Origin of the sequence: Nostoc sp. EspVER01 (assembly GCF_034530635.1) — a bacterium.
Taxonomy (GTDB): Bacteria; Cyanobacteriota; Cyanobacteriia; order Cyanobacteriales; family Nostocaceae; genus Nostoc.
On record NZ_JAVRCS010000038.1, the window covers coordinates 1 to 13,799 of the forward strand.

Genomic DNA, 13,799 nt, shown 5'->3' on the forward strand with positions numbered 1-13,799 from the left:
CGTCGAGAACGTCAAACCACCCTCTACTAGGGGCGCGTCCAACTGCGATGGTCATCGGACTAAAATCCTCTGTTTTTACTAAAATTGCAACGTTTCGAGGGCATTACGGAAAGCCAATGTAACCGACTGCCATGAGGAATTAACGTTTTTTTTGACAATCTCAACTGCTTTTAAGTAACTGAGATTCTGAGAGCTTACTGACTAGTTAAGTCATTATTTCTCAGGGTTATGACATTACACGTACCATCGGCTAGTAATCTAGCTTGTGGTAACTTAATGATTCTTAACTTATCACACTACTCAGGGTTTTTGCCTGATACACAGAAGCAAATTAGGCATGAAACACGAACCTTATAAATAATATGAATATCAGAAATTTTACAATTTGACACAACTTTTCTCAGAAATCTGAAAAAATTTAATGTAGATAGACGTAGGTAGGTAACTCATTTCAAGAGGTCAAAAAGAGGCAGAGAGAGGGTAGCAGGGAATAAGGGGGGCAGAATGGCAGGGAGAAAGAATTTTTATCAGCCATTGAGTAAAAAAATAGTACAACATTCCCTAAAAAATTATATCGGTAGCAGGAACATGGAAGGGCGCAGTTGAGTTTTTGTCAACGATGTTTGGTAAAATGCGGATAGTCACTTCGCCGCCACGGTCGTTGATACACCTCTGGAAAACCTATGTGAAACGTTAGACAAGGAGAAAGGAAGTTGGCATATCTTGACTAATACAAATAGCCTCAGTGGTTTGTCCCGTAGTACAAGTAAGCCAGCATTATCCGGGACAGTAAAATTTGTAAGGTACAAAGTGAAAAATTTATAGTCTGCGGCAGGGTTCCCGTGGACTTCAAACATAGCTCTGGGTGCCTCCTAAGCAATAGCCGGATTGGCACAGGAACCCACCACTCTATGCAAAAGCATTCAGTGTGCGAGTATATGACAGCGAGTATCTCACGGGCAATGGTAGTTCAATGACGACATCAACAACGATTAACAAAGGCGATCGCCTCCTGCACCAAAATGTTCTCGGTTCTCGTCGGTTCAGTAACTACTGGTGGGCAACTATCGTTACCTTGGGAGCAAGCGGCTTTTTATTGTCTGGAATATCCAGTTATTTAAAAGTTAATTTACTCATAGTTTCCGATCCCACTCAACTGGTATTCGTCCCCCAAGGATTAGTGATGGGGTTATATGGTGCTGCTGGCTTGCTATTAGCCACATACCTGTGGCTAGTGATTTTATTGGATGTTGGAGGCGGTTACAACGAATTTAATCAGGAAACTGGCGCAATCAAAATCTTCCGCTGGGGGTTTCCTGGTAAAAACCGCCGAATTCAGATTGATAGCCGCATAGAAGATGTCCAATCTGTACTAATAGACGTAAAAGAAGGTCTTAACCCCCGTCGCGCCCTCTATCTACGCATTAAGGGACGGCGAGATATACCCTTAACACGGGTTGGACAACCCTTATCTTTAACAGAGTTGGAAACAGAAGGCGCAAAGTTAGCCCGCTTTTTGGGAGTGTCGTTAGAAGGACTTTAAGAAATTAGGGTATAGGGTAGAGGTTACAGGGTACAGATTATTCCCTATCACCTGTTAGCTGTCACCTCTCCCCTAATCCCAATGCCCCTGAAAACGATAAGATACTCTGGTTAAATCGGTAACAGGCAATGCGGTTAAAAATTTCACAATTTTTGCTTTCTCTTGTGGTTATTAGTGCCTTGATGTTGGGAGGATGTTCAACACAGCAAGTCGCTTCTAATAGCTCTTCTCCAAACTCGACTGCTACCTCGGCAACAAGCGAGGCAAGCACCAAGGCAACTACTGAAGCAACTTCTGTATCTCAAACTATTAGTGAGAGTATTCCTGGAATAACAGATTTACCAAGACTAGAAGGCAAGGCTACTGTGGTAATTACGGTTAAAGGTTCGCCGATTACTATCGAAGTAGACGGCACTAATGCCCCAATCACAGCTGGCAACTTCGTAGATTTAGTGCAAAAGGGTGTGTACGATGGTTTAGCTTTCCATCGAGTTGTGCGCGAACCCCAACCGTTTGTAGTTCAAGGGGGTGATCCGCAAAGCAAAGACCCAAAAGTTCCAGCAGATAGACTGGGAACAGGTAGCTATATTGACCCAAAAACGGGAAATGCTCGTTATATACCTTTAGAAGTTAAGCCCAAAGGTTCAGATACTCCGATTTACAATAAACCATTTGATGCTACTGCTCAAGCTGTCGTATTGCCCCATAAACAGGGTGCAGTAGCGATGGCGCGATCGCAATCACCAGATTCCGCTTCTGCCCAGTTTTACTTTACTTTAGCGGATCTAGCATTTTTGGATGGTAACTACGCCGTATTTGGCAATGTCACTCAAGGCTTCGATGTAGTAAACAAAATTCAGCAAGGCGATCGCATTGACTCCGCTAAAGTTACTCAAGGTGCTGAAAATCTGAAAACACCAGGACAGTAGGAGGAAGAGGCAGAGGAGCAGGGGAGCAGGGGAGCAGGGGGGCGAGGAAGGTAGTAAAAAAACTCTTAACTCTTAACTCCTCACTTTTAACTCCTAACTCATAAATTGGTCAAAATTGTTGTTACTGGTATTGGTCTAGTTTCTGCCTTGGGTGGAAGCTTAGAGGATAGCTGGCAAAATTTAATCGCAGGTAAATCTGGAATTCGGTTACATCAACCATTTCCAGCATTTACACCATTTCCTCTAGGTTTGATTGCTCAACAACCATCTGAGTTGACAATGTTAACTCGGATGGTTGTTGCTTCTGCTTTACAAGATTCTGGGTTAGTTGCACCTTTAGCTGATTGTGCTGTAGTTATTGGATCGAGTCGCTCTTATCAAGCGTCTTGGGAAATGCTAGCGCGGCAAATGTATAGTGACGCGAAAAATTTTCCTGTATCCTCTTTGGGAAATTGGCTAAATACATTACCTCATATCAATGCGATCGCAGCTGCAAGACAAATCGGTGCATCAGGTATAGTTTTAGCACCGATGGCAGCTTGTGCGACTGGAATTTGGTCTATTGCCCAAGCTGCTATGCTTATCCAAACTGGGCAATGTCAACAAGCGATCGCAGGTGCAGTGGAAGCACCAATTACACCCTTAACTTTAGCTGGGTTTCAGCAGATGGGTGCTTTGGCGAAAACTGGGGCTTATCCCTTTGATTTTCATCGGGAAGGCTTAGTGTTGGGTGAAGGCGCAGCTGTGTTTGTCTTAGAATCAGCAGAGTTTGCAAAGCAGCGTCAAGCAAAAGTGTATGGTGAAATTCTCGGTTTTGGCTTAACTAACGATGCATATCATAGTAATTCACCAGAACCAGAAGGGAAAAGTGCGATCGCTGCCATCAAACAATGTCTAGAACGTAGTTGTCTATTACCAGGCGATATCGATTACATTCATGCTCATGGCACAGCTACCCAGTTAAATGACCAAATGGAGAGTATCGTAATCCAGCGTATGTTTTCCCAAGGTGTGGCAGTTAGTTCCACCAAGGGAAGCACAGGTCATGCACTAGGGGCATCTGGAGCAATAGGAGTAGCTTTTTCTCTCATGGCATTAAGGCATCAAATATTACCGCCTTGTGTGGGATTGCGGCAGCCAGGGTTTAATTTGGATTTAGTTACAGCAGCACGTCTCAGTAGAATTCGTCAGGTATTATGTTTGAGTTTTGGCTTTGGGGGACAGAATGCCGCGATCGCCTTAGCAAGGTAAAAACTTGTGGGTTTAACTATCTGACCAACATAATATATTAATTTTTATTAAGGTACACACAGCTGCGCGTCTTTAGGAAAGGTGATTTTTGAAGAATTTTTACATATCAGAATATAAAATATAAAACTGTAACAAAAACTACAGAAAACTTGTTTTTCCAAAAAAAAAGGATAAGCTTAGGTACAGATGATATCCGGTTCGCAAAGATACCGTGATTAGGAGAAAATTTATGATTTCAAAATCCTCGTTGCTGTCAGAACCTGCTTCTCCAGCACATATATGCCCCTTTGACCAAGCCTGTAGTTACTTAGAAGCGGCAGCTAAAGAATTAAATTTAAATCAGGGTTTGGTGGAAATTCTCAGCCACCCGCGTAAGGTTGTCACGGTTTCCATTCCCGTGAAACTAGATGATGGGGAAATACAAGTTCTCGCTGGACATCGGGTACAGCACTGTGATGTCTTAGGCCCATACAAGGGGGGAATCCGTTACCATCCGGCTGTGACATTGCGGGAAGTATCCGCTCTAGCAATGCTGATGACCTGGAAATGTGCCTTGTTAGGTATTCCTTACGGTGGTGGGAAGGGTGGCATTGCTATAGATCCCAAACGCTATAGTGTTGGCGAATTAGAGCGAATCAGTCGCCGTTATATCAGCGAGTTGATTAAAGATATTGGGCCTTCCGTAGATATTCCTGCGCCAGATATGGGTACTTCTGCCCGTGAAATGGCTTGGATGATGGACACTTACTCTGTGAATGTCGGCAATGCTGTACCAGGAGTTGTAACTGGGAAACCCCTTTCGATTGGTGGTTCTCTGGGACGGGAAATGGCAACCGGACGTGGCACGATGATTATTGTCCGTGAGGCGCTAGCAGATAAAGGTAAATCCTTAGCAGGAGTGCGAGTAGCTATTCAAGGTTTCGGTAACGTCGGCTGTGCCGCAGCAGAATTACTATATGAAGCAGGTGCGAAAATCATCGCTGTTTCAACTGGTGCTGGGGGCATATTCTCTGAAGTTGGTCTTGATATTCCCAAGTTAAAGGTCTACGCGGCTGAAAATCGTAAGAGTATTGTGGGTTTCCCGCAATCTGTACCAATTAGCAATGCAGATTTATTAACTTTACCCTGCGATGTCTTAATACCAGCGGCTTTGGAGAACCAAATCACTGAAGAAAATGTGAACCAAGTGCAGGCGCAGATTGTGGCAGAAGCGGCTAACGGCCCGGTTACTCTTGAGGCTAATTTGGCGTTAGAGGCACGGGGTGTGACAGTGCTACCGGACATCTTGGCGAATGCTGGCGGTGTAGTAGTCAGTTATTTAGAGTGGGTGCAGGGTCTTTCTTACGTATTTTGGGATGAAGAGCGCGTCAACCGCGAAATGGAACATTTGATGGTGCAAGCATACCGTAAGGTAATTCATCAGTCGGAGGTGCGCCAAATTTCTTTAAGGTTAGCGGCTTATACACTGGGGGTAGGTAGAGTGGCTCAGGCACTGACTGACAGAGGTCTTTACCCTTAAGATTGACGAAAGTTTTTGATTGAAGAATAATGCAGAATTCAGAATTGAATTCTAAATTCTGAATTCTGTTTTGTTAAATCCCAGCCTCAGTCAATGCCCGACTCAACGTATCAACCAAATTTAAACTTTCCGCCCACTCTATAAGGTAGGTATAGTCTAAACTTTGTGCTTGCAATTTGAGTATCCCCAATACATCACGCCACTGTTTTTCAGATTGACTACTTTGCCTCCACCATAACTTCTGTAAAATCGTATCCTCTGGCGAAGCCAACCAAAATTGAGGTATCCCATCTAAATCGGGTAATATCCGACGTGCCATCTGCGATAGTGCAAATGGTGAACTATCAGTAATGTAAAGGTCAGCGTTAGCTATGGTTTCGGTATGTGTGATGTTAAGCATTCGCTCGTATCCTCGCTTCAAATCTTCAACCGCTCCTGCTGGACAATAGTATCCAGCTGTTTCAAGTGTCGTTACCAACAAATCGATTTGGTCAGGTTGAACTGAAATCACTAAATCTAAATCGCGAGTCGAGCGAGGTTCCCCGTGAATTGAACTAGCAACACCTCCACTAACGTAATAAGGTATATTTATTGACTCAAAAATTCGGTGTAGTTCACCTGCTAGTGAGATGGAATCTTGAATCCACATACTTTCATCAATACCAATTGATTGGAAGTTTGGAGAAAATTTTTCTGCCAACACAGCACGGGCAAATATACAACGAATTTCTTCCTGAGAAACACCGCGATGTCGTGATTTAATCCCTGCAAGACAAAGTTTTTTTATCCCACGTTCATGAGCCGCGAACATTTTTATCCGTTGTGCAAGTGAGAGTTTTTGCAACTGGATAAACAGATAAGTATCGGCTTCGATGCTGGTATCGGCGGCTTGCGGTCGATAATTCAGTTTTGTACTTATCTGTGAGGATGCAGTTGCAGTATCAAAAATTATTAATCCTTGTTCTGCGGTCATACTACGCTGTCATACATAAGGCGATGCGGGAATTGATATCTTTTTGCTCAACTTCATCGATACCTAATTTTACTTTGAGGTGTTGGATATGATTTTGAACAGCCCTGAGCGATATGTGAAGACGATGAGCGATCGCTTGATCTGTTAAGGATTCTTAACATAAGAGTTTGAGAATTTCCAACTCTTTCTTGTTCAAATTTAATTCTTGACGTAACTCTCTAGGCAGTTTCAATTCTCCATTCAGCGCACTTTCAACCCCCTCTAAAAAAGCTTTGCGCCGTTCCACCCCAAGATCCCCGACTTCTTAGAGAAGTCGGGGATCTGAATATACTAGGAAGTGCGATCGCTCTTAGTTTTTGGTTCATTCAAAAAGAGCGATCGCCAACAATGCCTCAACCCTCAACCATACCGCTTGTGAACGTCCCAAAGGTGGCTATGGCAGTAAGATGATGAATGCGATGCCTGCGGCGGGCTACGCCTACGCTTCTGAACTTCCAGATGGTGCATGGGAAATGTCAACTGTGCCTGATGGACAAGTGCAAGTGACACTGAGTTGGCGTTTACCCTAAGTCGATCTGGCTAAATTAAAAAAATACTACGAATGCGGCTAGTGTATGGTTAAACCAATAATCCAACCAGTAACTCAAACCTTATACGACGAAGATTATTACCTGTGGCTGAGGACAACCATAAACCAACTTCGCACTGGACAGTTTTCTGCTGTTGATTTGGAGAATTTGTTAGAAGAGTTAGAAACTATGGGTAGAAGGGAGAAGCGAACAATTGAAAGTTTATTAATTAAGCTTCTTCAACATCTACTAAAACTCAAGTGTTGGGATGAAGAACGAGAACGTAATCAAGGACATTGGAAAGGGGAAATTAGGACTTTTCGTAGAGAGATTAAAAAATCTCTTAAAGATAGTCCTAGCTTAAAACCTTACATTTTAGAAATATTTGATGAATGTTATCAAGATGCAAGGACAGAAGCAAGCGATCGCTCTCAACTTGCCATTGACATATTCCCCTCTATACCAATTGGCTCTTTAGAACAAATCTTAGATGAAAATTGGTTTCCTGAATATAACCACAATCATCACGGTAAACCCGATTAAAATGAATACGCAACTTGGGTTTCCATAGGAGTATGCAGACGTGCAGCCGGACTTAATAGGCTTGGAAATTAGTAAGGGTGAACTAAGACGTTTGACTGGGTTCGATCCAGAAGACGTTTTTCGACCCTCGGTTTTGCGAGATGGCAAAAAGCGATTAGGGTTTTTTATCAGTGAAATGCTGGTGACGCTGGCACTAACGCCAATCATTGTGGGCTTTGTTTACGCGTTTATTATTCTGCCAACTATTGGTTCTTCAATTCGACTAGGAATTCTTTTACTAATTTTAGTGCCAATGCCGATATTAGTGGGGCGATGGCTATGGCGACAATTAACCTGTCCTGAAGGACTGACAATACTTTTAGACGAAGTTGATAAATATCATGACCTGGTTGCTGCCATCGATATCAATGACCAATTGGCAGCATCAGGAAACATAGAAAGCAGTATCCACGATCGAGATAAAGTAACCTCCGCCCTACAACTAATTAGAGAAGATTTAGTCCGCGCTCTGAAAACGGAACGAATTTTGCGGGATAATAAAAAATTGCTTGCTAATAACCAAGAGTTATTTGTGAATAATTTAGCCAGTCTGCGAGCTTTAGAAGTTAGTAGTCAAGCAGGCGAATATGCTCAACTGCTAAATCAATCATTGCAAATTGCGATCGATGTGCAAGCAGAAATCAGAAAATTGCAGAAAGGCTAAGAGAATGTTTGTAAAAGTGGCTACACGAGACTTTACCTGCCTCCACAGGTTAGAAAACCCTTGATTTTGATAGTCCACCTCCGTGAATTAAGCTTTGTGTAATAGTGATTTCTACTCGCCCAACACTTTCCCAGAAAACAATCGCCCCGTTGACTTAAATGAGCAACAAACCCAAAATAATTGTCCTGGATGATGACCCTACAGGTTCTCAAACAGTCCACAGCTGCTTGCTGCTAATGCACTGGGATGTGGAGACTTTACGCCGTGGGTTGCAGGATGATTCGCCGATTTTCTTTGTGTTGACTAATACTAGAGCGCTAACGCCAGAGTCAGCGGCATCTGTCATCAAAGAAGTTTGCCAGAACCTGAAAATCGCTTTGAAGGCTGAAGAAATTGACGATTTTCTAATTGTCAGCCGTTCTGATTCTACTTTGCGGGGACATTATCCGATTGAAACAGATGCGATCGCCCAAGAACTTGGCCCCTTTGATGCTCATTTTCTCGTACCAGCATTTTTTGAGGGGGGACGCATCACCCGCGATAGCGTGCATTACTTGATTATTGGCGGTGTACCCACCCCAGTCCATGAAACTGAATTTGCCCGTGATTCAGTCTTCAGCTACCATCACAGTTACTTACCCAAGTATGTTGAAGAAAAGACTCAAGGACGAATTAGTGCCGAAGTTGTAGAAAGGTTTCTCCTGGCCGATATTCGCGCTGGTAGTTTGGAACGATTGTTACAATTTAAAGGTAATCAGTGCGCTGTTGTAGATGGTGAAACTCAAGCCGATCTCAACCGCTTTGCAGTCGATATATTAGCAGCTGCAAGTCAAGGCAAACGCTTTCTATTTCGCAGTGCAGCAAGCATTTTAACGGCTTTAGCTGCTTTACCACCCCAACCCATTGCCGCCGAAAACATGGCGCAGTATGTGCGCCAAGGCAAACCAGGTGCGGTGATTGTTGGTTCCCATGTGAAAAAGACTACCCAGCAATTAGAGGCGCTGTTGCAAGTAGAAGGAACTGTAGGAATCGAAGTGAATGTGGCGCGATTACTTGATGAGACAAATCAATCTGCGGCATTATTAAGTGAAATCCAAGAAAGCACACGGGCGGCACACGAAGCTGGCAAAACACCAGTGGTTTATACTAGCCGTCAGGAACTAAATTTTAAAGATGTCAAGACACGATTGGAGTTTGGGGAAAAAGTTTCAAGTTTATTAATGGATATTGTGCGCGGTTTACCATCTGATATAGGATTCTTAATCAGCAAGGGTGGCATTACCTCAAACGATGTCTTGAGTACTGGACTAGCTTTAACTTCAGCCCGTTTACTCGGTCAAATTTTAGCTGGTTGTTCAATGGTGTTAACGTCATCCGATCATCCCCAGTTTCCTGATTTGCCTGTGGTGCTGTTTCCAGGTAATGTCGGCGATGCTGATGCCTTGGGGACAGTTTATCAGAGGTTGACGATGCCAATTTGAGATTTTAGACTTCGGCTACGCTCAGTCGAACGATTTTAGATTAAAGAGTTTTTTGGTTAATGTCGGACTAATATTCCGCTACGCCAACACCCCTTGTGGTCACTGAGTCGGTCGTTGTGTGAGTGACACAAATCCAAAATCCCAGTTGCGCTGTCAGCGCACCAAAGGTGCGACCCAAAATTGAAAATCTGTTGTCTTTTGGCTAGTACTGCATGACTTCTGATTCTGCGATTCCCAATCTAAAGTCAAATTCTGCACTTCCTAATGCAGAATCAAACTCTATCCTTTCAGAGGTAGAGGTAAATCCTACTATTTCTGATGTAGAGTCAGATTCTATCCTCCCGGATGCGGAGTTAAAATCTGTCCTTCTTTATTTAAAATCAAATACTGTTCTTGGAAATGTAGAGTCAAATCCTGCTAACCCAGATGTAGAGTCAAGTCCTGATGCCGGATCGGATTTTATCCTGACTGACTTAAATCCTGATGAGTTAGCATTACCAGGGCATCGTGTAAATGACAATAGTCAAGTCCAGTTAAAAAGTAAGGAGGGACGACTTTTATTAATTTTGCCTTCAGAATCTCAAGTATCTGCCTCAGAACTTACTTGGTCTGATATTTGGCAGCAAATCAGGCAACGTCTGAGTGCAGGCGATCGCTTCCGGGTATCTAATACACCTGTGCATTTAATGGCACAAGACCGTTTGGTAGATACCAGACAACTCCAAGAACTCGCCGAAGCTTTGAGTGAAGTCCAACTCCGACTGATATCTGTCTCGACGAGTCGGCGGCAAACTGCGATCGCTGCTGTCACATCTGGGTATTCAGTAGAACAATTACAGCCCGTAACTTCCCTGAGTACAGAGCCAACAGCTACAGCGATCCCCCAAGAAGATGCCCTGTATTTAGAAATGACAGTCCGCTCTGGAGTAGAAATTCGTCATCCTGGGACAGTAATTCTCTTGGGAGATTTAAACCCAGGTGGTATTGTAATTGCAGATGGAGATATTATTATCTGGGGTCGTCTGCGTGGAATCGCTCATGCTGGGGCTGGAGGCAATAGTGAGTGTCTGATTATGGCCTTGCAAATGGAACCAACCCAACTGCGGATTGCAGATGCTGTCGCTAGAGCACCAGAAAAACCGCCAATGCAGTTTTCTCCAGAGGTGGCACATATTACGCCCCAAGGAATTCGGATCGCTAGGGCAACTGATTTTTCTAGAAACCAATTTACCAAAAGCAATCAAGAGCCATAAATATTTACTTAAAGAATGAAGTATATAGGTAAGGATGAAATAAGACAAATATTCATGCCTCGCCCTCATCAGGGAGAACAGATATTTCTTCATACTTGATACGATACTTCATACTTTATACTGCAATTTACTGTTTTATATTTCCTGAACCCTCATTGACCGCATTTCTATCATGACTCGCATTATTGTGATTACCTCCGGTAAAGGAGGAGTGGGTAAAACCACAGTTTCAGCAAATTTGGGTATGGCTTTAGCCAAAATGGGGCGTCAAGTTGCTTTGGTTGATGCGGATTTTGGTCTGAGAAATTTGGATTTGCTCTTAGGGCTGGAAAACCGCATCGTTTATACTGCGGTAGAAGTTTTAGCCAGAGAGTGTCGATTAGAACAAGCCTTGGTGAAAGATAAACGCCAACCCAATCTCGTACTCCTGCCGGCAGCCCAAAATCGCTCTAAAGATGCAGTCACACCCGAACAGATGAAGTTATTGGTGAATGCACTAGCACAAAAATATCAGTATGTGATTATTGATAGCCCTGCCGGGATTGAAAATGGGTTTAAAAATGCGATCGGCCCGGCCAAAGAAGCGCTAGTTGTCAGCACACCCGAAATTTCCTCAGTTCGTGACGCTGACCGAGTAGTGGGGTTACTAGAAGCACAAGGTATCAAGCGTGTTCATTTAATAATTAACCGCATCAGACCCTCAATGGTGCAAGCAAATGATATGATGTCAGTGCAAGATGTTCAAGAACTTCTCGCCATTCCCTTGATCGGGGTAATCCCTGACGACGAGCGTGTTATTGTATCTACCAATCGCGGCGAACCCTTAGTGTTAGCGGAAAATCCATCTTTAGCTGCCACAGCCTTTGAGAACATTGCTCGTAGATTAGAAGGGGAAAGTGTCGAATTTCTGGAGATCGACTCGTCCCAAGACAGCATCTTCGCCCGCCTACGAAGGTTGTTCAGGACAAAGATTGTCTAACTTACTTTTCCAGTCTCCGCGCCAGACCTATTCGTAATGATTGAACTTCTAGAAAAACTTTTTTTTCGCGGCCCTGATAGCAGTCGAACTCAAGTTAAACGTCGCCTGCAATTGGTGATTGCTCACGATCGCGCTGACTTAGATCCTCAAACGTTGGAAAAAATGCGGAAGGAAATCCTAGATGTAGTCTGTCGCTATGTAGAAATTGAGACAGAGGGCTTGGAGTTCTCCTTAGAAAGCAACCAACGAACCACAGCTTTAATCGCCAACTTGCCCATCCGCCGGGTGAAGGGTGCTATACCTGAATGGGAAAGAGGTGATAAGCCTCTCTAGCTTTAATTTTAAGTATTTCTATTTATGATGTAGTCAAATTATTCGTTCGTAGTCAGGACTAAAGTCCTGGCTTGAGGACTTTAGTCCCCACTACAAACTACTTTTTATAGACGGTTTGGCAAATATTATATTGCAGATTGAAAATATGAATTTGTCTCACCAAAACAGTAAAAATTGAAGATATCCAATCTCTGTCACTCTCCGAAAACACAGATAAAAAATCCCGTTGTCAGCAGTGACGACAACGGGAGTATGTAGGGTTTTTTATAATCTATCGGTAGGCAACTTGTGGCCCTGCCCAAATTTCTGTGACCTTTTTACCAAAAGTAATCGGGCGGTCGTTGTCTGTTGTAGTGATAGTCTTACCATCATTAGCAACTTGCATTAATGGCCAGTTTTCCTCGCCCAATTCCCCCGCACGGAATAACACACGATCTGGTTGGCTTTTACTCCAGCCTAACAATACGGCAATTTTTTCATGTTCTTCCTCACTAACAGGAGCGACTGTGTTAGCGTGATTTTTTTGCCGATCCCAAATCACTGCACTATCTGTAGAATCACCTGTGTTAAATATACCATCAAACTTGCGTGCTAAGAAGCGATCGCCTTTTTCTGACCAGCTAACTGGAACTAATACCCCAATTTTACCGCTCGGATCATTTTCTTCTGACGATTCCCCCTTTACAGCCTTTACCTTTAATAAAGGATCACTAACTGGAGTCGTTGAAGCCATCACCCACAATTTCTTAGTGTGCATATCTTGGACAAACATCATGCTGGTGACACGGCTGTTGTACATTTGGGGTTTTACTTCCAGTTGCACTCGACTATAAACAGCATATTTACCATCTGGAGAAATCACGGGTACGCTGCGATAGTGACGTACTCCAGAACCACCATTAGAAGCAATAGCTTCTTGAGTTGCTGTAATCCATTTCCAAGGAATCGGATGAGGACTGTTGATGGGATCTATTTGTTCTGCTTGGGACTCATTAGCTGTTTCCACAACAGGTATTTCCATCGTTGTGGTTGATTGAGATTCTCTAATAGCTGGTGCTACTTGAGTTGCTGTCAATGATTCTGTAAAAGACTTTTCTCTAGAGAGATAATTTTCTTGTCCCCTCAAAGACTTGACATTAGCAGCTTTAAGTTTGCGTACTAAATTAAGTTGACTAACAGGAACATCTGTTGATGGTGCGAGTTCAACTGCTGCCAAAGAATCGGGAACAGTTACATCACTTAAATCTAAATCGCTGCTTGAGAGATAATTATCTACTTCAGTTGAAGACTCAATTTTATTTTCTGGTAATACTTGCGGTTCCTGAACAGCAGTACTTTGTGTTGGCACAGAGTCAAATTCTTCTGTTATCGATTTGATTTGATCTGTTTTTAATGTTTCAGCTATCTCAGGTTCCCCAACTAAAGCTATTTCCTTTGATACAGAGTCAGATTCTCCAGGCATCGAAGTTAGTTTATGTACTTCGGATCTTACTGGGATCGAGTGAGCCGATGCTCCTAATAAAGGTGCAATTAGGATCGCAACGACAACATAATTGAGAAATGGTTGGGTGCGGAACCATCCTGACAGCAAAAGGGGTTTAAGCATTTGTAGACTCTCTAGAGGGGGCAATTGCTATGTAAGAAGCAATACATCAACAGCAATGGGGCAGGTGGTAGTTATATGTATAACAAGAAACTAAAACTAATGACGAAATAATATCTT

The 13,799-nt window shown here is 43.2% G+C and carries 13 protein-coding genes; 11 read left to right on the forward strand and 2 right to left on the reverse strand.

Features of this window, described 5'->3' with window-relative positions; genetic code table 11:
- Positions 1-973 precede the first annotated feature (973 nt).
- The 4 genes from RMX69_RS24170 (at position 974) to RMX69_RS24185 (ending at position 5,242) form a co-directional block, all read left to right on the forward strand.
- Complete coding sequence (locus RMX69_RS24170; RefSeq protein WP_289797952.1) at positions 974-1,543, forward strand: photosystem I assembly protein Ycf4; 570 nt, start codon at positions 974-976, stop codon at positions 1,541-1,543.
- A gap of 128 nt (positions 1,544-1,671) precedes the next feature.
- The gene (locus RMX69_RS24175; protein ID WP_289797951.1) at positions 1,672-2,472 is read left to right on the forward strand and encodes a peptidylprolyl isomerase; all 801 of its coding nucleotides are present in this window, start codon (positions 1,672-1,674) and stop codon (positions 2,470-2,472) included.
- A 105-nt stretch (positions 2,473-2,577) separates the two neighbouring features.
- Positions 2,578-3,723, forward strand: coding sequence for a beta-ketoacyl-ACP synthase (locus RMX69_RS24180; protein ID WP_322638948.1), 1,146 nt, complete (start codon positions 2,578-2,580; stop codon positions 3,721-3,723).
- Positions 3,724-3,952: 229 nt separating this feature from the next.
- The gene (locus tag RMX69_RS24185) at positions 3,953-5,242 is read left to right on the forward strand and encodes a Glu/Leu/Phe/Val dehydrogenase (RefSeq protein ID WP_322638949.1); all 1,290 of its coding nucleotides are present in this window, start codon (positions 3,953-3,955) and stop codon (positions 5,240-5,242) included.
- 73 nt (positions 5,243-5,315) lie between these two features.
- Here the strand turns inward: RMX69_RS24185 and RMX69_RS24190 are convergent, their stop codons facing one another.
- Entirely contained in the window at positions 5,316-6,215 is a 900-nt protein-coding gene (locus RMX69_RS24190) for a hypothetical protein (RefSeq protein WP_322638950.1), read from the reverse strand.
- 356 nt (positions 6,216-6,571) lie between these two features.
- On the opposite strand from RMX69_RS24190, the gene RMX69_RS24195 reads away from it, so the two are divergent.
- The 7 genes from RMX69_RS24195 (at position 6,572) to minE (ending at position 12,076) form a co-directional block, all read left to right on the forward strand.
- A complete protein-coding gene (locus RMX69_RS24195; RefSeq protein ID WP_322638951.1) occupies positions 6,572-6,784 on the forward strand; it encodes a hypothetical protein in 213 nt (70 codons plus the stop codon).
- 45 nt (positions 6,785-6,829) lie between these two features.
- Positions 6,830-7,327 (forward strand): DUF29 domain-containing protein, encoded by a 498-nt coding sequence (locus tag RMX69_RS24200; protein ID WP_322638952.1) that lies wholly within the window; start codon positions 6,830-6,832, stop codon positions 7,325-7,327.
- 40 nt (positions 7,328-7,367) lie between these two features.
- On the forward strand, positions 7,368-8,030 hold the full coding sequence (locus RMX69_RS24205) for a hypothetical protein (RefSeq protein WP_289797945.1): 663 nt from the start codon (positions 7,368-7,370) through the stop codon (positions 8,028-8,030).
- Between the two features lie 158 nt (positions 8,031-8,188).
- On the forward strand, positions 8,189-9,511 hold the full coding sequence (locus tag RMX69_RS24210; protein WP_322638953.1) for a four-carbon acid sugar kinase family protein: 1,323 nt from the start codon (positions 8,189-8,191) through the stop codon (positions 9,509-9,511).
- A gap of 212 nt (positions 9,512-9,723) precedes the next feature.
- The gene (gene minC, locus RMX69_RS24215) at positions 9,724-10,764 is read left to right on the forward strand and encodes a septum site-determining protein MinC (RefSeq protein WP_322638954.1); all 1,041 of its coding nucleotides are present in this window, start codon (positions 9,724-9,726) and stop codon (positions 10,762-10,764) included.
- Positions 10,765-10,936: 172 nt separating this feature from the next.
- A complete protein-coding gene (minD, locus tag RMX69_RS24220; RefSeq protein ID WP_292737509.1) occupies positions 10,937-11,743 on the forward strand; it encodes a septum site-determining protein MinD in 807 nt (268 codons plus the stop codon).
- A gap of 36 nt (positions 11,744-11,779) precedes the next feature.
- Positions 11,780-12,076: a cell division topological specificity factor MinE gene (gene minE, locus RMX69_RS24225; protein ID WP_094350996.1), complete on the forward strand. Its 297-nt coding sequence runs from the start codon at positions 11,780-11,782 to the stop codon at positions 12,074-12,076.
- 271 nt (positions 12,077-12,347) lie between these two features.
- On the opposite strand, the gene RMX69_RS24230 is transcribed toward minE, so the two are convergent.
- On the reverse strand, positions 12,348-13,682 hold the full coding sequence (locus RMX69_RS24230) for a hypothetical protein (RefSeq protein WP_322638955.1): 1,335 nt from the start codon (positions 13,680-13,682) through the stop codon (positions 12,348-12,350).
- Positions 13,683-13,799 lie beyond the last annotated feature (117 nt).